18 protein-coding genes and 3 pseudogenes are annotated in these 19,501 nt (G+C 59.0%); 16 read left to right on the forward strand and 5 right to left on the reverse strand.

What is annotated here, in order from left to right:
* Positions 1–122, reverse strand: a 122-nt coding sequence (locus EN804_RS25690) for a leucine zipper domain-containing protein (protein ID WP_245474027.1), incomplete at its 3' end; no start/stop codon positions are given.
* Between the two features lie 1,307 nt (positions 123–1,429).
* Between EN804_RS25690 and EN804_RS25695 the strand changes: the two genes are divergently transcribed.
* Positions 1,430–2,662, forward strand: coding sequence for an MFS transporter (locus EN804_RS25695; protein ID WP_126063819.1), 1,233 nt, complete (start codon positions 1,430–1,432; stop codon positions 2,660–2,662).
* Positions 2,663–2,923: 261 nt separating this feature from the next.
* On the opposite strand, the pseudogene EN804_RS25700 reads toward EN804_RS25695, so the two are convergent.
* Positions 2,924–3,955, reverse strand: a pseudogene (locus EN804_RS25700) (ChuX/HutX family heme-like substrate-binding protein); the annotation flags it as partial.
* Between the two features lie 586 nt (positions 3,956–4,541).
* On the opposite strand from EN804_RS25700, the gene EN804_RS25705 reads away from it, so the two are divergent.
* The 15 genes from EN804_RS25705 (at position 4,542) to EN804_RS25770 (ending at position 16,043) form a co-directional block, all read left to right on the forward strand.
* On the forward strand, positions 4,542–4,862 hold the full coding sequence (locus EN804_RS25705) for an iron-sulfur cluster assembly accessory protein (protein ID WP_029356570.1): 321 nt from the start codon (positions 4,542–4,544) through the stop codon (positions 4,860–4,862).
* Between the two features lie 17 nt (positions 4,863–4,879).
* Positions 4,880–5,050: a hypothetical protein gene (locus tag EN804_RS37680; protein ID WP_165349961.1), complete on the forward strand. Its 171-nt coding sequence runs from the start codon at positions 4,880–4,882 to the stop codon at positions 5,048–5,050.
* Between the two features lie 158 nt (positions 5,051–5,208).
* The gene (gene nifS, locus EN804_RS25710) at positions 5,209–6,420 is read left to right on the forward strand and encodes a cysteine desulfurase NifS (protein ID WP_126063817.1); all 1,212 of its coding nucleotides are present in this window, start codon (positions 5,209–5,211) and stop codon (positions 6,418–6,420) included.
* A 180-nt stretch (positions 6,421–6,600) separates the two neighbouring features.
* On the forward strand, positions 6,601–6,978 hold the full coding sequence (gene nifW, locus EN804_RS25715) for a nitrogenase stabilizing/protective protein NifW (RefSeq protein ID WP_024505239.1): 378 nt from the start codon (positions 6,601–6,603) through the stop codon (positions 6,976–6,978).
* A gap of 188 nt (positions 6,979–7,166) precedes the next feature.
* Complete coding sequence (locus tag EN804_RS25720) at positions 7,167–8,018, forward strand: electron transfer flavoprotein subunit beta/FixA family protein (protein WP_126063816.1); 852 nt, start codon at positions 7,167–7,169, stop codon at positions 8,016–8,018.
* Between the two features lie 16 nt (positions 8,019–8,034).
* Positions 8,035–9,144 (forward strand): electron transfer flavoprotein subunit alpha/FixB family protein, encoded by a 1,110-nt coding sequence (locus EN804_RS25725; protein WP_126063815.1) that lies wholly within the window; start codon positions 8,035–8,037, stop codon positions 9,142–9,144.
* Positions 9,145–9,154: 10 nt separating this feature from the next.
* Complete coding sequence (locus tag EN804_RS25730) at positions 9,155–10,459, forward strand: FAD-binding protein (protein WP_126080604.1); 1,305 nt, start codon at positions 9,155–9,157, stop codon at positions 10,457–10,459.
* 12 nt (positions 10,460–10,471) lie between these two features.
* On the forward strand, positions 10,472–10,771 hold the full coding sequence (locus EN804_RS25735; protein ID WP_024505235.1) for a ferredoxin family protein: 300 nt from the start codon (positions 10,472–10,474) through the stop codon (positions 10,769–10,771).
* A gap of 396 nt (positions 10,772–11,167) precedes the next feature.
* Complete coding sequence (locus EN804_RS25740) at positions 11,168–11,749, forward strand: alpha/beta fold hydrolase (RefSeq protein ID WP_287152319.1); 582 nt, start codon at positions 11,168–11,170, stop codon at positions 11,747–11,749.
* A gap of 700 nt (positions 11,750–12,449) precedes the next feature.
* Entirely contained in the window at positions 12,450–12,521 is a 72-nt protein-coding gene (locus EN804_RS37685) for a helix-turn-helix domain-containing protein (protein ID WP_245467364.1), read from the forward strand.
* Between the two features lie 273 nt (positions 12,522–12,794).
* Positions 12,795–14,276 (forward strand): nitrogenase cofactor biosynthesis protein NifB, encoded by a 1,482-nt coding sequence (nifB, locus tag EN804_RS25750; protein WP_024505233.1) that lies wholly within the window; start codon positions 12,795–12,797, stop codon positions 14,274–14,276.
* Between the two features lie 29 nt (positions 14,277–14,305).
* Entirely contained in the window at positions 14,306–14,500 is a 195-nt protein-coding gene (locus EN804_RS25755) for a 4Fe-4S binding protein (RefSeq protein WP_024505232.1), read from the forward strand.
* An 85-nt stretch (positions 14,501–14,585) separates the two neighbouring features.
* Positions 14,586–14,906 (forward strand): nitrogen fixation protein NifZ, encoded by a 321-nt coding sequence (locus tag EN804_RS25760; RefSeq protein WP_024505231.1) that lies wholly within the window; start codon positions 14,586–14,588, stop codon positions 14,904–14,906.
* Positions 14,903–15,115: a putative nitrogen fixation protein NifT gene (gene nifT / locus EN804_RS25765; RefSeq protein ID WP_024505230.1), complete on the forward strand. Its 213-nt coding sequence runs from the start codon at positions 14,903–14,905 to the stop codon at positions 15,113–15,115. The genes EN804_RS25760 and nifT overlap by 4 nt, the downstream gene beginning before the upstream one ends.
* A gap of 34 nt (positions 15,116–15,149) precedes the next feature.
* A complete protein-coding gene (locus EN804_RS25770; RefSeq protein ID WP_024505229.1) occupies positions 15,150–16,043 on the forward strand; it encodes an SIR2 family protein in 894 nt (297 codons plus the stop codon).
* Positions 16,044–16,350: 307 nt separating this feature from the next.
* Here the strand turns inward: EN804_RS25770 and EN804_RS25775 are convergent, their stop codons facing one another.
* The 3 genes and pseudogenes from EN804_RS25775 to EN804_RS25785 all read right to left on the reverse strand — a co-directional run.
* Complete coding sequence (locus tag EN804_RS25775) at positions 16,351–16,917, reverse strand: sugar O-acetyltransferase (RefSeq protein ID WP_024505228.1); 567 nt, start codon at positions 16,915–16,917, stop codon at positions 16,351–16,353.
* Positions 16,918–17,499: 582 nt separating this feature from the next.
* Positions 17,500–18,543 (reverse strand): annotated as a pseudogene (gene nifA / locus EN804_RS25780) (nif-specific transcriptional activator NifA); the annotation flags it as partial.
* Positions 18,544–19,305: 762 nt separating this feature from the next.
* Positions 19,306–19,501, reverse strand: a pseudogene (locus EN804_RS25785) (beta-ACP synthase); the annotation flags it as partial.

Consider the following 19,501-nt stretch of genomic DNA (forward strand, 5'->3'; position numbering starts at 1 on the left):
ATCTTGGCCGACACGCCGTAGACACGCGCCGCATGGGCTTTGGAGAAAGCGCCTTCTATCACCGACAGCGCCATCTCCTCTCGACGCAGCGGTGTGAGACGGGCATTCTTATGGATGTTCATTCGGATCCTCCGATGGATGCTGAAGCGTGGTAACTCCAGTCTCCTCGGTCCGGTCCGAATGGACAACCTCCCGAAAGCTCACAGCTAGCCGATCATGTGCCCGGGGAGCATCCAGTTCGAAAGCTTGCTCTAAGCGGCTTGGTGACTTGGCCGAGGTCACCCAGGTGGAAATGACCAACACTTGGGGTAAGCCTAGTGGCGCTCCCCTCGATGATGTCTGGCGGGGTGGTTAGCCGCCTCCGTGGGACAAGATCAGTCTACACGAATGGGCTATAGCCTCTCCTCGCCTGCCTCACTGGCCGTCCTTCAGAGCCGGCCACACGAGCTTTTGTCTTTCAGCAGGGCGTTTTTCTCGCCAGCTACAGAGCCACACCGACGCCATTAATGAGCGTCCAGTCGACGGGTTGGATGGCCCTGTCCATCTTGCCCAGCACCTTGGCTTAGCATTTGCCGGTGCGGCGGAAGCCTTCAAGACGCAGTTCTTGACCTTCTCCAGATCAGCCTCGGATGGATATCGGCAAGGGTTCAGCTCGTCCTTTTGAACTTGCGCATCTTCGTGTTGGCCAACCCCAGGCCGCCCGACATATTTGCGGTCTATCCGGCACCTCAACTTCGAACAACCTTGCGGCAAGCTCTTGGGATAGCCCACGCTCGTGCCTCCACCACCCGCTCAGCAGAGCCAGATTTGTCGTTGATGGCACGGAACTTGCGGAGTCATTCGCAGATGCGTCACGGACCGAGAGTGTCGTCCCATGAATTCGATCACCAAAAAGGCCGCCCGACGTTGCTGGGACCGCCTGCAATTACCTTATCCCAGAATTGGGAGCAACGGCTTCAAAAGGGATAACTCATCACCTCAATTTTGTCGATCGCGCGGCCATCGAACCGCAGCCATCGATCAGACTTCCGCCTCGTTGCACTCATTGCGACCGCCTTGGTGCTTGCGACAACCGCTCAATTCTGGCTGCCAGGATAACCACATATGGCGACGGAACTTCCTGCTTCAAAGCAATATAGAGATCGTCGATCATCCCCCCATCAAGGCCTCGATCGAGGACACCGCGTTCGGCTTGCTTGGTTCGCAGTGAACAGACCGCACTTCGACGAATGCGATCGATGCGACCGCGCCGAGAACTCTCCCGCATTGTCGACGGTTGGGTCCGTCGGCCCTCCGATGAGGCCTCGGATGCGTCGGGCGCCGAGGCCTCGACTGATGCCGACTGGCCGCCGCCGGAAGGTCTCGCGGCTTTGATCCCCGGCGATGTAGCCACCCCTGCTGCAACAGCTCCTAGCCGGAGAACTCATTCATGACCGAATCGGCGACAGATTTAGTGGACGCGGCTTTGTTCGACCGAGATCGGCTTGACCCAGAAAGTCCCTATCAACGTTCTGGCCCTGCATGGGGTGCCATCATTTCGCTTTCCTTCGGCACCTTCGGGCTTGTGACGGCAGAGTTTCTGCCCGCCAGCGTTCTGACACCGCTCGCGCATGATCTCCGTATCACCACGGGCACGGCTGGACAGGCGCTAACAGCGACCGCAATCGTCGCGGCGATCTCGGCACCGATAATCGCCATCGTGACAAAGCGTCTGGACCGCAGGGTCGTCATCTGGGCGATGACGCTCCTGCTGATCCTGTCGAACGTTCTGGCAGAGGTTGCGGGGTCGCTGCCGGTTTTGCTGGCGGCACGCGTCGTCCTTGGCATATCGCTTGGTGGTTTTTGGTCTATTTCGGCAGCGTTGGCGATGCGGCTGGTTCCAAGTCACCTCATGCCGCGCGCCATGTCGATCATCCTCACCGGCGTTTCTGTCGCCTCCGTCTGCGCGGCTCCAATCGGCGCTTATGTCGGTGACATTTGGGGATGGCGAGCCTCGTTCAAGGTCGCCGCAATCGTGAGTGCCGTTGCGCTGCTCGTGCAACTCGTAACCATTCCGCCACTGCCTCCGATCGAAGTGCGCAGATTCCGCAGTCCGCTGGATGTCGCGAAGAATCCGGCGATGAAGGTTGCGGTGCTAGTCGTGCTATTGGTCGCTTCCGGCCATTTTGCCAGCTTCGCCTACATCCGCGCCTTTCTCGAGAGCGTTCCTGCGCTCGAAAAGAAGTCAATCCCGCTCGTGTTCCTTGCTTTTGGCACGGCCGGCGTCTTCGGCAATTTAGCCGGCGCATTCCTCACCAAACACAGTCTCAAGGCGGTCGCGGCCCTGCCGCCCCTGCTCATTGCCGTAGCCGCTGTCTCGCTCCTGACTATGGGAGCATCGGCCTTGACCTCGGCAATTGCAGTTGCCGTATGGGGCTTTGCTTTTGGCGCGGTCCCGGTCGGATTGCAGACATGGATGGTGCTACGCGCCGCTCCGAAACAGGCCGAGAGCGCTGGTGTACTGATGGTCATAACCTTCCAAGTGGCCATCGCAGCCGGCACAACTTTCGGTGGCCTATTGGTGGATCACACGGGTATTGCCAGTGTCTTTGTCTACAGCGCGGTTGCCACGTTCCTCGCTGTCTTGACAGTATTTTTGCTCGGCCCGAACCGCAAAACCTGACCGCCTGGTGGGGAGTGACGGTCGGCGGCGTTCACGCTATTGCCACCTCTGAGCTCGGCCCAAAGGCCGCGGCTTCGTCGTAACCATGCGGTCGATGGGGCAGCGCCAAATTGCTTCCTGCTCATCGCGTTGCGATAATACAGCGCGCTTATTGCGTCATCGTGTCCCCGGTCTCGGCTTCAATGCCCGGCTACTGGCTGCGGAGGCAGATGGGCGCCGGCGTCCCACCGACGACGATCGGTCTTTTCTCATGTAGCTGTCGGGGAAACGAGGCAGGTTTTCCGCCAGAACCCGCCAGTCGTCGCGCTCGCGTTCGCCTTCCTTGCGCGCACCGAACAACTGGATGATGATCTTGCCGTCGGACCCATATGCTTCGAGCGAGGTGACGTGACTGTCATTGGTCGGCTTGCGCACGGCCCAAACCTCACGGATTTGGTGGGTCCTGAGATGCAGCCGGAACGTTTCGTCCAGCACATGGATGCACGGCCCGATCTGCTTGACCGACTTGATTAAGCCGGAATGGGTCTGGATAGAACCTCGGTTGCCGACGAAGCACATGATCGGCAATTCGTCTTCGGCCGCACGCTGGAGCACGGCGCCAACTGCGGCATTGTCGAGCAGCCAAGCGTAATCCTGGCCGACCATGCGCAAAGCCTGGCAGCGGCTGAGCTTGAGCGTCTTTAGAAGGTTGACGTCAGTCAGCCGGCTCCAGTGCTCGCGTAGGTCGTCCACCGTGCCGGCCCAGTCCGCAGTCCTCGCGCCCAGGTCGGCTACTCTCGCCTTAAGCGACATGGTCGGCTCCTGGTTGGCGGATACGAGCTCGGCCACCAGCTTTCGATAGGCATGAAGGTTGGAGACCGGCCTGAGATGCACCTTATGCACTGCTGCGCCGGTGGCGTCGAAGAATTGCAAACTGCGCTGGATTCCGCCGCGATGGCGCCTTTCAACAGCGAAACCATACCTCCAAGCTTGCGGGAAGACGCGAAGGTCGAATTCGTCACCAAGGACCATGGCGTGATTGTTGCCGGTTATCACTCTGTTGAAGACGCCAATCTTTTCGTGCACGGCACCTTGATTGCGGGTCAGCGCCGTCACTTCGCCCACGAATTCGAGGCCCGTCAGAACGTGATTGACGCGCGGGTCGATGCGTGCCGCGCCGAAACCGCAATGGGCCGCGACCAGTTCCGCTTCCGAAATGGCCAATTGGGCTGCGAAATCACGCGCGGGAATGTTCGGACAGACTTCCCACGCACGCCGGATTTCGTTGGGCGACCGCTTCTTGCGCTGATCCATGTTTTTACCCCTGCCCCGTTCTTCTTTTGACGATCGATCGAAAAACGGGCCTCAGGGGTGTGCACGGCGGACGCGATCGATCGTCAGGCACATGCCAGTCGAATCCTGTCTCCGGGCGGTCAGCGGCCAATCGCCGGTAGAGAGCGATTGTTGGGTGGTCGGCGCCAATCGGCCGATCGAGCATTCGGGTACCACCGGCGGTGCTGCTTTCCCACTCAAGGCGGGTCTGATGGATCATATTGCTCTCCTTCGTTCTTCGATTGCGAGGGCAACCCAAAGGTGAATCGGCCGGCAATTTTGCCGCCGCAACGAAGGCTTCACAAAAATCGTGCCAGTTGCTCCGCGGCAAGCTCTGAACATCTTTGGCTCTGTTCATTGCTTTACGCGTGAGTGCATCGCGAACTCAGGCGCCCTTCCTGTGACGCGGACGCGACAAATCCGACAGTAAGTGTCGGTTGTCGGACGTCTCCCCAGCAATCGAGCATAAGAGACGTCGGGATGTCCTACGGTTTTTGACACGTCTTCCCTTTGGCACGGTCCATGCGAGATGATCCGCGAAAACGTCGGACCGAGGAGAAATCGAGCCATGATTACGCTCACCGACAACGCTGTTGCCGCCATCAAGGCCGCTCTTTACCGCGCCAGCGAGCCGGCGGAAGGATTTCGCATCATGGTCCATGCCGGCGGCTGCGCCGGCTTCCAATACTCAATGGGCCTGGAGAGCGTCTCACGTGAGGGCGATGCGATCATCGAGCGAGATGGGCTCAAGGTGTTCATGGATAGAGGCTCCCAACCCCATGCAGCCGGCATGACCGTGGACTTCGTCACTGGGCTCGAAACATCCGGCTTTGTTTTCGATAACCCCAATGCGCGTGAGACGTGCGGCTGCGGCAAGTCCTGCAAATGATTGCGAGGGAACAGGCTATGTTCGACTATAGCGACGCCAAGGAATACTGCGTCGAACCGGCACCGCCGGCGCTCTGGAACCGGCCGACACGCACTGTCGGCCCGGAACAATTGCGTTCGGTGATGCGCCAAATCGCGATCATCGATCGTTGCCGTGGGCAAGCAAACAAAATTGCCCGAAACAGCTGAATTCCCGGCAGATGCCGCCACCAAAGGGCAATGTCGACAGCGACCGGTCAGCCAAGCCATCGCTCGCCCGGCCGCCCACCTTACCAGATACGATATGCGCCAGAGGTTCAATGGCCCGCCTACCCTTGAATCATTTCAGCAGTTGAAGGATCACTCCCATGAACCCTGTCTATCTCGACAACAACGCAACGACGCGGGTTGATCCTGCAGTCGTTGGAGCGATGTTGCCTTTCTTTACGGAGCAATTTGGCAATCATTCGTCCATGCACGCCTATGGCGCATCGGTTGCTGAAGCCGTGAGAAAGGCGAGGCAACAGTTGCAAGCCCTCATCGGCGCGGGATTCGAGGACGAGATCATCTTCACCTCGGGCGGGACTGAAAGCGACAGTACAGCCATCCTTTCGGCGCTGGAGGTGATGCCCGACCGAACGGAAATAGTGACTTCCGCGGTTGAACATCCGGCCGTTCTGAAGTTGTGCGCGCACCTTGAAAAGACGCGCGGCGTCAAGGTGCACATTATCCCAGTCGATCACCACGGCCGGCTCGACCTGGACGCCTACAGAACCGCTCTCACTCCACAAGTGGCAATCGTCTCGATAATGTGGGCGAACAATGAGACCGGTACGATCTTTCCCGTGGTTAAGCTTGCCGATCTAGCCAGGGAAGTCGGCGCGCTTTTCCACACTGATGCAGTGCAGGCGGTCGGAAGGCTTCCGATTGAGCTGAAATCGACCGCGATCGACATGCTGTCGCTCTCCGCCCACAAGCTGCATGGTCCAAAGGGGATAGGCGCGCTTTATGTAAGACGTGGCGTGCGCTTCTCCTCCATGATCAAGGGTGGGCACCAAGAGCGCGACCGGCGTGCAGGCACTGAAAACACACCCGGCATAGTCGGACTGGGCATGGCGGCCGAACTCGCCTTGAAATTCATGGACGAGACAAAACGAATAAAATGGTTGCGCGACCGCCTTGAGAACGGGATCATCCAGCGCATCCCAAACACATCCATCAACGGCGATCCGCAAGAGCGATTGCCAAACACTGCAAACATTGGATTCGAAGGTATCGAAGGCGATGCAATTCCAATTGTCCTGAGCCGGCTGGGAATCGCCTGTTCCGCCGGGTCCGCCTGTGCCTCTGGCTCACTGGAACCGAGCCATGTTCTGATCGCTATGAACGCGGCATGTGGGGCAGTCCGCTTCTCCTTGTCGCGTGACAACGGCGAAGATGACGTAGACCGCGTGCTTGAGGTCCTGCCTGCGATCACCGAGAAGCTACGGGCCGTTCCCAGTGCTGGACTGTGCGGGCGAGGTGCAGAACAGCTTCATTCCGGCCCGGGTCCGAGCGGCACAATAGCCGACGAGCCGTGAGGTCTTCCTCAACGTGACGACCCTGCGCAATGGAGAGCAGTCAAACTCGGGGTCGCCTTCACCACTTCAGAAAAGCTTGAGATCGCCAAGTCTCTTGCCCAGCCGCCGTGCCAGAGGTCGGCACGCCGTCAGCAATGTCACCAATGCATCGACACCACAATTACGCGCCGGGAGAATACAATGAACTGCTCCGCTGATAGCCGCCCGATCGATCGCACCGATATCCTAGCGCGACTGAAGGGCCTGTCGGCCGCGGAGGACTTCTTCGCCTGCCTTGGCGTCTCCTACGACCCGAAAGTGATGAATGTCTCGCGGCTCCATATCATGAAGCGCGTGGGCCAATACCTTGCCGAAGAAGATTTCTCCGGTCTGCCTAACCAGGTAATCGCCGCGCGGGTGCGCGCCAAGCTGGAACGCGCCTACGAAGATTTCGCGACTTCCTCGCCGCTCACGCAACGTGTGTTCAAGGTGCTAAGGGACCACGATCCAAACATATGTCCCGCACCTGGCCGCGCCTTCGTCCCGCTCGACTCTGCACTGAAGCGGTTCGGAAAGTAATGAGCCCGACACGGCTGCGACGCGACAATGTCGAGAAGTCGACAAATCCAGTCCTCATGACGCCTCCTCGGAAGCAAACGAAGCCACCTTCTGGAATAGAGGCAGGAAGACGACTTGGCATGAACGATGCAGGCAATGAGGCGAACCGCCAAGCACGAATCCGGACTGGGAGCTTAGAGAAACCGCCAATGCATATCGTAATCTGCATCAAGCAGGTGCCGGATTCGGCACAGATCCGCGTGCACCCGGTGACGAACACGATCATGCGTCAGGGTGTTCCGACCATCATCAATCCTTACGACCTGTTCGCCCTCGAAGAAGCGCTCAAACTGCGCGACGTTCATGGTGGCGAGGTTACTGTGCTCACAATGGGTCCGCCCATGGCGGAGGACTCGCTGCGAAAGGCGCTCGGTTACGGTGCTGACCGAGCAGTTCTCTTGACGGACCGCTATTTTGCCGGATCCGATACGCTGGCGACTTCCTTTGCTCTTTCGCAAGCAATCGCAAAAATTGGGGAGACTTTCGGCAGGCCGGACATCGTCTTCACCGGCAAGCAGACGATTGACGGCGATACCGCCCAGGTCGGACCGGGCATAGCCAAGCGCCTAGATTTATCGCAACTTACCTATGTCGCGAAGATTGCCTCCATCGATCTCGATACGCGAGAGATCGAAGTCGCGCGTCGCGCCGAAGGCGGCACCCAGTTGCTGAAGAGCAGACTCCCTTGCCTCATTACCATGCTGGAAGACACCAACGAAATCCGCCGGGGCTCGCTCCAGCAGGCTCTGTGCGCGGCGCGCAGGCAAGTCGTGAAGTGGACTGCAGCCGACGCCGGCATTGACGATCTCACCCGGTGCGGTCTGCGTGGCTCGCCTACAGTCGTCAAGCGTGTTTTCGCCCCCACCGCACGGGCAGAAAGGGCGGCGCAGATCGACACCGCGGAAAGGGGCTTGCAGGACATAGCCGATGAACTCATCGCCGATATCTTAACCCGCCGGCCGGCGCTGGAACATGAGCTGGCCTTCAACAGCGGCACGTGACGGCCAGGAGCAGAAAATGTCGACCGCAAGCCAAACCACCCCTCGCATTGCCCCCGGCCGTGCCGGTGTAAAGAAAGAACTTCCCGACCATTTCAAAGACTACCGGCACGTGTGGGTCTTCCTCGAGCTCGAACGCGGCAATGTGCATCCTGTATCATTCGAACTGCTGGGCGAAGGCCGCAAATTGGCCGACAAGCTTGAAGTCCAGCTCGCGGGCGTCGTGCTGGGACCGCCGGGCGAGATGGTCGAGGACGCTGTTGCCGAGGCCTTCGCTTACGGGGCGGATCTTGTCTACATCGTCGATGCGCCGCCGCTCGCCGACTACCGGAACGAGCCGTTCGCCAAGGCGCTCACGGATCTGGTCAATACCCATAAACCCGAAATCCTCCTTCTCGGCGCGACCACACTGGGCAGGGATCTTGCAGGCTCGGTAGCGACGACCCTGCAGACGGGGCTCACGGCCGACTGCACCGAACTTGATGTAGATTCCGACGGTTCACTCGCCGCGACCCGTCCGACTTTTGGTGGCTCATTGTTGTGTACGATCTATACACTAAATTACCGGCCGCAAATGGCGACGGTGCGACCAAGGGTCATGCCTATGCCGCAACGGGTGGATAAGCCGGTCGGGCGTGTCATGCGGCACAAGCTGTCGCTCGTTGAGGACGATATCGTCACCAAAGTCCTCGGCTTCCTACCGGATAACCAGTCGGCAATGGCAAATCTTGCCTATGCGGATGTCGTGGTTGCGGGAGGCCTCGGTCTCGGAGCGGCGGAGAACCTTCAGCTTGTGAAGAATCTTGCCCGAGCGATCGGCGCCGAGCATGGCTGTTCGCGCCCCTTGGTCCAGAAGGGCTGGATGCCGGCTGATCGACAGATTGGACAAACTGGCAAGACCATTCGACCGAAGCTTTACATCGCGGCCGGAATTTCCGGCGCCATCCAGCACCGAGTTGGGGTCGAGGGGGCCGATCTCATCGTCGCGATCAACACCGATCCGAACGCGCCGATTTTCGAGTTCGCCCACCTCGGGATCGTCACGGATGCAATCCGCTTCCTGCCCGCACTGACGGAAGCCTTCACCCGGCGGCTGTCGCCGCACAGTCGAGACAAGCTTGCGAGTTGAGGGAGAGGACATGATTGAACAATTCGATGCCATAGTGGTCGGAGCCGGCATGTCTGGAAACGCAGCTGCTTACACTTTGGCAAGCCAGGGGCTGAAGGTACTGCAGTTGGAGCGCGGGGAATATCCGGGCTCTAAGAACGTCCAGGGTGCCATAATGTACGCGAACATGCTGGAGAAGATCATCCCGGACTTCCGGGATGATGCGCCCCTCGAGCGGCACCTGGTCGAACAGCGACTTTGGGTGTTGGACGACACGTCTCACACCGGAATTCATTACCGGTCGGACGACTTCAATGAGGCGAAACCCAACCGCTACACGATCATTCGCGCCCAGTTCGACAAATGGTTTTCCCGCAAGGTGCGCGAGGCTGGCGCGACGGTCCTGTGTGAGACGACCGCGACGGAACTCGTCCGTGATGGCAATGGCAAGGTGATCGGCGTCCGCACAGACCGGGCTGGCGGAGTGGTCTTCGCGAATGTGGTCGTTCTCGCAGAAGGGGTGTCGGGATTGCTTGGCACTCGCGCAGGCCTGCGCGAGATGCCGAAGCCGGAGACCGTGGCGCTTGCCGTCAAGGAAATGCATTTCTTGCCCGAAGAGGTCATTGGCCAGCGGTTCGGGGTCAAGGGCGATGAAGGCTGCGTAATCGAGGCCGTGGGCACGATCTCTCGCAGCATGGCCGGGCTCGGCTTCCTTTACACCAACAAGGAGTCGATATCACTCGGCATCGGCTGCCTGGTCTCGGATTTCGCCGCGACGATGGAGAGCCCGTCCGCCCTCCTGGATGCGATGAAAAACCATCCTTCGATCCGGCCGCTGATCGCTGGCTCGGAGGTGAAAGAATATGCCGCCCATCTTATCCCCGAAGGTGGTTACAAGGCCATTCCGCAGCTCTTCGGCGACGGTTGGGTCATCGTCGGCGACGCAGCGCAACTGAACAATGCCATTCACCGTGAGGGTTCGAACCTTGCCATGACCTCGGGTCGTGTCGCGGCTGAGGCGATCATCAAAGTCAAAAGCCGCAACGGTCCTATGACCAAAGCGAACCTTGCGCTCTACAAGACGATGCTGGATGACTCCTTTGTGATCAAGGATCTTAAGAAATACAAGGACATGCCAGCCTTGCTCCACACCAATTCCAGCAACTTTTTTGACAGCTATCCGCGGCTGATGTCGCATGCCGCTCAGAACTTCATGCGTGTCGACGGCACGCCGAAGATCGAGAAGGAAAAGAACACCACGGCCGCCTTCATCAACGCGCGCTCGCGCTGGGGGTTGGTCAGCGACGCGGTCCGCCTGGCATTGGCATGGCGCTGAAGAGGGTACAAGATGACGATCGCAGTGACGAAGGTTCGTGTCGAGGACAAACTTTACCAGAACCGCTATCTGGTCGATTCCGGCCGCCCCCATATTATAGTGCGACCGCACGACAAGCCAAGCGCGAACTTGCTTGCGTTGACCTACGTCTGTCCGGCGAAATGCTATGAGTTGAATGACAAGGGTCAAGTCGAGATCACCGCCGACGGCTGCATGGAATGCGGCACCTGCCGGATATTGTGCGAGAAAGGCGGCGACATCGAGTGGAACTATCCGCGCGGCGGCTTTGGTGTCCTGTTCAAGTTCGGATGATCAGCCGGGACCGTGCCAAGAGCATGCCGGCAGCGAGCAACTGCGGCACACCATGAGCCTCTCCATCCACTTGCAAAGAGCTAGTGAATATTGGCCTTTCGCAATTCAAATTTCCTTGACTCGTTAGCGGTGTCCTCAGGCCACGGCGCTGCCCTGTGCGCCGGACTTACCACCGGTCACGTGGTCGAGCCCCTTTGGGACAACGCCCGGCCATCGTGCCGGATGGCAGCCACAACGGCCGGTGAGCAAGTGGAACGGCACAACCCATGGCAAAGACGTATGTGCTAGTGCATGGTGCCTGGCATGGCGGATGGTGTTGGCGGGACGTGGCTGCCAATCTTCGCAAGATGGGATGCCACGTGACCACGCCGACCAGGTGTCGGCGAACGCGCACGTTTGCTGTGCAAGGACATCACGCCCGACACATTCGTGACCGACATCGTCAACCACATTGTGACGGAAGAGCTGAGCGATGTGATCCTTGTCGGTCACAGTCTAGGCGGCATCAGCATCACCGGCGCCGCCGACCGGATACCCGACCATATCAGCCATCTCGTTTATCTCGACAGCGCCATCGTCGAGAGCGGTCAAAGTGTATTCAGCACCATGCCCCCCGACATCGTCGCGGCCCGTCGAAAATTGGTTGCGGAGGAAGGACGGGGTATCTTCATGCCGACTCCGCCGCCAACAGCATTCGGCATTCCCGAGGGACACTCGCTCACGGACTGGGTGCGGCGCCGGATAACACCGCATCCGGCAGGCACCTACGAAAGCGGACTTAAGCTCGAGCACCCGCTCGGCAACGGCAGACCCCGAACCTATGTCGTCTGCACTAATCCACTCCACCCGCCGATGGCGGGAGCGCGAGAATGGGTCGCGAAGCAGGATGGCTGGGCGTGGCAGGAACTCGCCACTGGCCACGACGCAATGATCCTCGCGCCGACGGAAGTTGCTCTCCTTCTTAGCGCAGTCGGCTGAGGAACCAAGTAGGGTGAGCGGCGGCCGATTCTCAGGCCGTGGCCTTGAGCTCTGGTGCACGGATAGGCCCAACGGGTCGTTCCGGTGGCGCCACCGAAACCACTAGGCGGGAGTGGCCTGTCCTGCCGACGTCGCAAGCTTGCGAGCGTTCCGCCGCGGCCGCAGCCCGTAGCGCCGGGCAACCTCCGAGATCACCGCGTCGGCTCCAGGGTCTCGGAATGACTCCGTGCCTTGTCGTCCATCGACCAATGCCGCCGACCAACAGCGCCGTTGATCACCCTCGAAAACGCCGAGGCTGCCGCTCAGGGTCAATCGTAAGTTCAAGTTCAGACACAAGCCGATCTCCGATCCACCTCAGAATCGGCAGGCCCACAGATCGCGGGTCCTCCTGGAAGGACACAGCGCTTACCCTTGAAATATGGAGAACCATGGCTTTGCGCCGTCGGCAGTTGAGCTGATCTCGCAATGCTATTTCCCCGGCAACGTCCGAGCCGGAGAACTGCGTGCTTGGCGTTCTCCTCTGGAAGGAACCAATCTTTCGGAACGTGGCAATGTCATCGACGAGCTCTCACGGGCCAGCACGATGCCGGTTCGGCGCATCGGCGCCCCCTGAACACGAGATAGCCACTTGCGATTCTAACGATACGGCCGGACGGGGGCTGAGACCGCGGCGGACGGAGCGTGACGGCTGATCGACACAATGGAGAAGGCCGGCTGGGTTCAGGCTAATGCGGCTCGAATTCTCGGCCTCAAGCTGCGACAAGTCGGCTAGGCGATACGCCGGCATAGTATCGAGGTGAAGGAAATTCTAAGAGCCTGATGAGCCAATCGTCAGGCCAGTGGTCTTGCGCGCCCTGTGCGCGACAAGGAGTGCTTCGTGCTTCTGAACGGATTTGGACTTGCACTGTCGCAAGCAGGACAAAATTGTGTCGCGCCGGCCTGACACAATGCGATATCGACCCGAATAGTGAACTGAAGCCGCTTTTTTCAGTTGGTATGGCTCTTGCACCTTGAACCGCGACGTTACCAGCAACGGAGCCGTTTGATGTCCTCACCGACAGTTTCGATTGAGGGGCCGACTAGCACGACATCCGAGGGTTTTCTGGCAGCCGCGAAATCCGGTGGCTGCGCATCGTCCTCCTACGGCTCGTCGCCGACCAGCCCGGGCGAAGGGGATCCGGCTATTTGGGAAAGGATCAAGGATCACCCCTGCTTTTCGGAGGAAGCGCATCATTATTTCGCGCGTATGCATGTGGCGGTCGCGCCGGCTTGCAATGTCCAGTGCAACTATTGCAATCGCAAATACGATTGCGCCAACGAGAGCCGGCCTGGTGTTGTGTCTGAGAAGTTGACGCCCGACCAAGCGCTACGCAAGGTCATCGCCGTTGCCAACAAAGTTCCGCAGCTTTCGGTTCTTGGCATCGCTGGGCCGGGGGATGCCTGTTACGATTGGGAGAAAACGAAGGCAACGCTCGACCGCGTCATCAGGGAAATCCCCGACATAAAGCTGTGCGTCTCCACTAATGGGCTCGTGCTGCCGGACCATGTCGCCGAGCTTGCCGAAATGAATGTTGATCACGTGACGGTCACCATCAACATGGTCGACCCGGAAGTCGGCGCGAAGATCTATCCATGGATCTTTTATGAAAATCGCCGCTACTTCGGCATCGAAGCCGCTCGAATCTTGCACGCGCGGCAGATGCTGGGCCTGGAGATGCTGAGCGCGCGCGGCATCCTCACCAAAATCAACTCGGTGATGATTCCTGGAGTGAACGACCAGCACCTGTTTGAGGTGAACAAAATGGTCAGGGAGCGGGGCGCGTTTCTGCACAACGTGATGCCTCTGATTTCGGACCCGGCGCACGGTACCCACTACGGACTCATCGGGCAGCGCGGCCCAACGGCAATGGAGATGATGGCTCTTCAGGATCGACTTGAAGGTGGCGCCAAGTTGATGCGCCACTGCCGGCAGTGCCGGGCAGATGCTGTCGGCCTGCTCGGTGAAGATCGTGGCCAGGAATTCACGCTGGACGGGATTCCCGACGATGTCGCCTACGATGCTGGCAAGCGTCAGGCCTATCGGCAGGTGGTCGCACACGAGCGCCGTGATCATGAGGCGGCGAGGAGCGAGGCCATCGGTATGGTCAAGGCAACAGACTCCGAAAAGTCGCTTCTGGTTGCGGTGGCCACTAAGGGAGGTGGACGGGTCAACGAACACTTCGGCCACGCGAAGGAATTCCAGGTTTATGAAGTCTCGCCTAGAGGGATCAGCTTGGTCGGGCATCGGAAGGTCGAGCGGTATTGCCTCGGAGGCGGGGGCGAAGACGCCATCCTCGAGGGCGTCATCGCAGCGCTCGAAGGCATACACATAGTGCTATGCGCCAAGATCGGAAATCGCCCGAAGGAACAACTCTCGCGAGCTGGACTGCGCGTAACCGACGCCTATGGCCATGACTACATCGAGACCGCAGTCAGCGCACTTTACGCGGCAGAGTTTGGGATCAGACCACTAGCGGCGACGGCCTGAGCCGTCTCGTCCGATAACCAGGAGTTAGAATGGCTTTAAAGATCATCGCATCCCAATGTACCCAATGCGGGGCCTGCGAGTTCGAATGTCCTTCGGAAGCGATCAAGTTCAAGGGCGACGCCTATGTGATCGATCCAAACAAGTGCACCGAATGCAAGGAGGCCTTCGATACGCAGCAATGCGTGTCGGTCTGTCCGGTACCGAAAACCTGCGTTCCCGCTTGATTCCTACCGAAACGGTCGGGTTCGCCGCACGACGACGCCTGCAACCCGCGACCACAACAAAAGCCTCGAGAAAGGAATGGACAGCATGTGGTCCAGACGCGAACAGGAGGTCGAAATCGGCAGACCGCCACGGTTCATGCAGGGTGAGCGGGTCCGTGCGATACGCCACATAAAAAACGACGGCACCTATCCCGGCAAGGAGATCGGCGAAAACCTCGTGCGGAAGGGCGACGAAGGCTACGTGCGCGACATTGGAACCTTTCTCCAGCAATTCTTCATCTATGCGGTCGAATGGATCGATCGTGGCACGGTCGTCGGCATGCGAGCGCGCGAACTCATTAGCCTCGACAAAGTCGAGGTTCCCTGCGGAGCTGAAGGCATTTCCAACGGGGGAACAGCCGGATGAAAGTAATGATTCGCAGGACCGCTACTGGCTTGTCGGCTTATGTCCCCAAGAAGGATCTCGAAGAGCCGATCACCGAGATTGAGAACGCTGACTTATGGGGCGGGACCGTGACGCTCAGGAACGGTTGGCGGCTCATGCTGCCCGACCTTCCGCGCGACACGCGTTTGCCGATCACCGTCGAGGCGATGAAGATTTCCGACGGGGCCTGATGCCGGTGGGTTCAGTGGCGGAGAGGAAACGCGTATGAACACGATGCTGAGCTGGGACCATCTCGTCGTCGTCCGGGGCAGTTTTGCCAAAAAACTGATTGACCTGCTGAACGGCGCTCTCAAGGCCGATCGAGTGATCCCCTATCTCGGTCCTGGTCTTCTGCAGCTTAACCCACCGGAATCACCTGTACCTTGCACCCCTGAAGATGTCGCCGCGGCCCTCAACAAGCGGGCGCCTGCCCCTTCCAGGATTCGCACCAATATGTGGTCGGTCGCGCAGTTTATCGAGCAGCGCCGACATCGTCGGACTCTCCAAGCGTGGATGGCGGAGATATTCGCAGCCCCCGCCGAGCCGACCGTTCTTCACGCCTGGCTCGCAACCCTTCAACTGTCTGTCATCATCGACAGCTGGTACGATGGCGCCATGCGAGCAGCCCTTGCAGAGGCCGGCCAAACAGACGTTGTCGAGATACAAGGAACGACGCGCGCGACCGGAATCGGTAACATCTGGACGAGAACTTACGATTTGTCAGGAACAGAACTCGAGGCCGAACAAGTGGCTAGGACGGTGCTCTATGCGCCGCACGGCAGCGTCAGGCCGGCGGCAAACTTCCTCGTGGCTGATTCCGATTACGTCGAAGTCCTAACCGAAATTGATATCCAGACGCCGATCCCGGACGCGGTGAAGCAACGGCGCGTCAACCGGGGTTTTTTCTTCGTGGGCTGCCGCTTCAACGATCAGATGCTGCGCACATATGCCAGACAGCTGATGAAGCGCTCCACTGGCCCACATTTTGCGGTGATCGATTCGGCTACGCTGACCAGAAACGAACGTCGTTTCCTTGCCGAAGGCGCAATCACGGTCATCGACATGCCGATCCGCAACGCCGCGGCTCGCCTCGTCGGGGTCGATGCTAGCCAGGATTAATGGCCGGCGATTGCTGGTGAGTCGCTGCTTGCCTCCAAGGGCGAAAACTCAGTTGGGAATACATTCGTGAGTAGTAATGCTAGTGGCAGCACAACGTAGGCTCTGAATTCGTTGGGCGATGTGAAAGGGTCCGCTGCTGCGGGACGTGAGCACGTTGCGGCGGCATTACGCACATGATCTTGTGACCCCCGTGGCAAAAGAACTGAAGCGCCCGAGTCGCGACAACATATGCAGCGCTCAATGGCTTCGACAAAAATTCGGCACAGTTTCGACAGTTCGCATGCACCTCCAGGGTCAACGAGGTTGATTATGCCTGTTTATGTGGGTCGGCCACGCGAGCAGGAATTCCCACTACCTTTGCCCCGGCGGGAACATCTCGTGTGACCACGCAGCCAGCGCCTACCACTGCATTATCACCAATCGTGACGCCAGGCAGAATGATTGCTCCACCGCCGATCCAGACACGGCTGCCAATGTGAACAGGACGCCCGACCTGCAGGCCGGCCTGCCGCTGCTCGGCATCATGTGGATGATCGGCGGTATAAATCTGCACAGCAGGCCCAATTGCCGTTCCTTGCCCGATTTTGACCTCTACCACGTCAAGAATAACGCAGTTGAAGTTGATGTAGGCATTGGCTCCAATGCGGATATTGAATCCGTAGTCGCAAAAAAAGGGCGGACGGATGACCGTTCCGCGCCCAACCTCTCCCAGCCGCTCGGACAAAAGCTCATGCCAATGCCCCGTGGTCTGCCCCAGCGTATCATTGTACCGCTTGAGCCAAGCCCCGGTGGCCAACAGGTCAGCTTGGATCTCCGGATCCGCCGCATTGTAAAACTCGCCTGCGAGCATCTTTTCTTTTTGGCTACGCATCATAGTCTCCCGTCAGGTCGTGTCCCGTACAGTGATGCAGGAACGCACATCAAACTGCCTCGGCAACTTTGTAACTCGGTCTTGCCGGGCGCGCGGTCGGTCACGAGCCGGGGCGACAGTTTCGTCTCGACCAACTTCCGCGAATTTGGATATCGCAGATCAACCGGTCGCAGGGGCCAATACCTGACGAGGTCGGCAACTGTCCAGCGGTCGAACTCACTTTCATGCCCATCTCAGATTGCGTGATATCGAGCGGTAAGCCATCAGCTAATGTATCGACCAGGTCCCGCCAGCGGAGATCTGCGCGTCGCCTCTACGCATGCTGGCGTGTCACCAATAATACATCGATTATTTCTGGATCCAGGCACGTCGAATTGATTTGCCTTGCGGTGTAGAGCGAAGTTACTAGCCATAGGATTACTCCTTTTTAGTTTGTCAGTCGCAGAGCCCCAGTATGACTACGTGGTAGAAAGCACACGGCCGGAATCTTGGCAGCGCTGTTCACACCCACTTCGTAAGCCTGGCCGATGGGCTCGCCAGAGCACCAATGCTTGACCTGCTCCAGCTCTTGCTCGGCGGGTTGTTTCAGAGACGCTTGATCTCGATACCGCGTTTTCTCAGCACGTAGCCGATCTGGCGCGGGGTCAAACCGAGCAGGCGCGCCGCCTTTGCCTGCACCCAGCCACACTTTTCCATGGCAGCAATGACCGTATCGGCATCGGGCACCCTACCACGACTCGTGGCAGGGCCTATCGGCGCTTGCCCGTCGCCGACGGGCGGGGCGGCACAGGCGGCGGAAGGCTGGATCGTAGTCGACTTCTCTGACGTCGGCGGTCCGTTCTTCCACAGCGCCGCGGCCAAGCACTGATCCGCGTAACAGGCAAAGTCAGTTCTGAGGATTGATGGACCCGTCGCCAGAACTGCCGTCCGTTGAACGCAGTTTTCGAGCTCTCGGATGTTGCCTGGAAATTCGCAGTTCATTAGCACCTCAATCGCTTCGGGAGCGAAGGTCAGCGTGTGATCATTCTCAGTATTGAAATTCTTGAGAAACTGAGCGGCCAAGAGCGGAATATCACCTCGCCTTTCGCGCAATGCCGGCACGCGTAAAGTGACGACGTTGATGCGATAATAGAGGTCTTGCCGGAACTCCTTGCGTTGAACTGCCGTTTCCAAGTCCCTGTTCGTTGCGGCAATCACGCGAACATCAACTTTAATGGTGTGGTTGCTGCCGACGCGCTCAAACTCCTGCTCCTGCAGGACACGCAGCAGCTTAGCCTGGAACGAACCTGATATTTCGCCAATCTCGTCCAGAAACAATGTGCCTTTGTCGGCAGCCTCAAAGCGCCCCTTGCGCAAACTGCTCGCGTCGGTGAAGGCACCCTTCTCATGACCGAACAAGTCAGATTCCAGAAGCGTCTCGGTGAGCGCCGCGCAATTGACCTTGATGAAGGGCTGCTTGGCGCGAGGCGAGAGCTCGTGAATGGCTTTGGCAACCAGCTCCTTACCGGTTCCGGATTCACCTCGCAACAGGACCGTAGTCTTCGCCTTGGCCACCTTGACAAGGTGCTCACGCAGCTTGCGCAGCGCCTGACTATCGCCAAGCATCTCCTTGCTGATCTTTTTACGTTCCATTTGGCAGCCCATCCCACTCCGCCACCCGCCGGTAGAACTGCACTGGACGGTGAGCTGTGTTGTATTTCGTCATCATCATTCTCGATCTCACCTTTGTTGCTTCGAAATTTTCGGCGCGCGGACGCCCTCGGCAAATGGCAATGGCGCCTGAGCATCGTTGCCTTTCACCAGGACGAGCGTCTTCCTCCGCGCGGGCGCTCGCAATATGCGGTTTGCGCAGGCCTTTACTCGACCGGTCGCTGTTCTGTCCGGCTTCTGCCGCACCGCAGCCTGCAAACTCATCCTTGACAAGAAAGGAGGGGAGTCAACCGAGCTCTCCTTGCATTTATGCAAGGAAAATTGTCAGTTTGATAGAATTCTATCAAAACGGCAGAAACGCCCCGCCCCAGTTTGGCTGTACCTGCGGCGTTCAGCGTACGTGACGACATGTGCGGACTTGTCCCAATTGCCATCCGAGTTGTGCGGAACAGTAGCTGCTGCGCTGTTCGCTTCAACCGCGTGAGGCCGGAGACAGTAGAGACGGCGGCTCGTCGAGCGAGGTTTCATTGTTCGGCTACTAAACCGGCTGTCCTTTGGTGGGAGTTGGTTTCGCCCAAGTTCTGGGCCTGGGGGCGTCTAGCCCGTTTCGCCGCACAGGCTCCTTCCACATCGTCGAGGCCGAGAAGGAGGGACCCCACAGCTCTCCCTGTATCACAATGCCCCGCCCCTCAAGCAGCTAGATACGACAGGTGACCTCAAATGAGGCGTCTTGCATGGCTTCTACACCTGCCTGAATGCCAGAACTGCGTTCGTACCGCCCATGGCGAAGGCGTTGCTCATGGCGACGCGCACCTTGCGCTCGCGCGGCACATTGGGTGTGATGTCGAGGTCGCAAGCGGGATCTGGCTCGCGATAGTTGGCGGTCGGCGGCACGACGTCCTCTTGGATTGCCATCACGCAGGCGATCATTTCAAGC

The organism is Mesorhizobium sp. M8A.F.Ca.ET.161.01.1.1, from assembly GCF_004792105.1.
In the GTDB taxonomy this organism is placed as follows: domain Bacteria; phylum Pseudomonadota; class Alphaproteobacteria; order Rhizobiales; family Rhizobiaceae; genus Mesorhizobium.

Bases quoted from the DNA above. Each gene is read 5' to 3' on its own strand.
- EN804_RS25695 (WP_126063819.1), top strand. From the start codon at position 1,430: ATGACCGAATCGGCGACAGATTTAGTGGACGCGGCTTTGTTCGACCGA.
- EN804_RS25705 (WP_029356570.1), top strand. From the start codon at position 4,542: ATGATTACGCTCACCGACAACGCTGTTGCCGCCATCAAGGCCGCTCTT.
- EN804_RS37680 (WP_165349961.1), top strand. From the start codon at position 4,880: ATGTTCGACTATAGCGACGCCAAGGAATACTGCGTCGAACCGGCACCG.
- nifS (WP_126063817.1), top strand. From the start codon at position 5,209: ATGAACCCTGTCTATCTCGACAACAACGCAACGACGCGGGTTGATCCT.
- nifW (WP_024505239.1), top strand. From the start codon at position 6,601: ATGAACTGCTCCGCTGATAGCCGCCCGATCGATCGCACCGATATCCTA.
- EN804_RS25720 (WP_126063816.1), top strand. From the start codon at position 7,167: ATGCATATCGTAATCTGCATCAAGCAGGTGCCGGATTCGGCACAGATC.
- EN804_RS25725 (WP_126063815.1), top strand. From the start codon at position 8,035: ATGTCGACCGCAAGCCAAACCACCCCTCGCATTGCCCCCGGCCGTGCC.
- EN804_RS25730 (WP_126080604.1), top strand. From the start codon at position 9,155: ATGATTGAACAATTCGATGCCATAGTGGTCGGAGCCGGCATGTCTGGA.
- EN804_RS25735 (WP_024505235.1), top strand. From the start codon at position 10,472: ATGACGATCGCAGTGACGAAGGTTCGTGTCGAGGACAAACTTTACCAG.
- nifB (WP_024505233.1), top strand. From the start codon at position 12,795: ATGTCCTCACCGACAGTTTCGATTGAGGGGCCGACTAGCACGACATCC.
- EN804_RS25755 (WP_024505232.1), top strand. From the start codon at position 14,306: ATGGCTTTAAAGATCATCGCATCCCAATGTACCCAATGCGGGGCCTGC.
- EN804_RS25760 (WP_024505231.1), top strand. From the start codon at position 14,586: ATGTGGTCCAGACGCGAACAGGAGGTCGAAATCGGCAGACCGCCACGG.
- nifT (WP_024505230.1), top strand. From the start codon at position 14,903: ATGAAAGTAATGATTCGCAGGACCGCTACTGGCTTGTCGGCTTATGTC.
- EN804_RS25770 (WP_024505229.1), top strand. From the start codon at position 15,150: ATGAACACGATGCTGAGCTGGGACCATCTCGTCGTCGTCCGGGGCAGT.
- EN804_RS25775 (WP_024505228.1), bottom strand. From the start codon at position 16,917: ATGATGCGTAGCCAAAAAGAAAAGATGCTCGCAGGCGAGTTTTACAAT.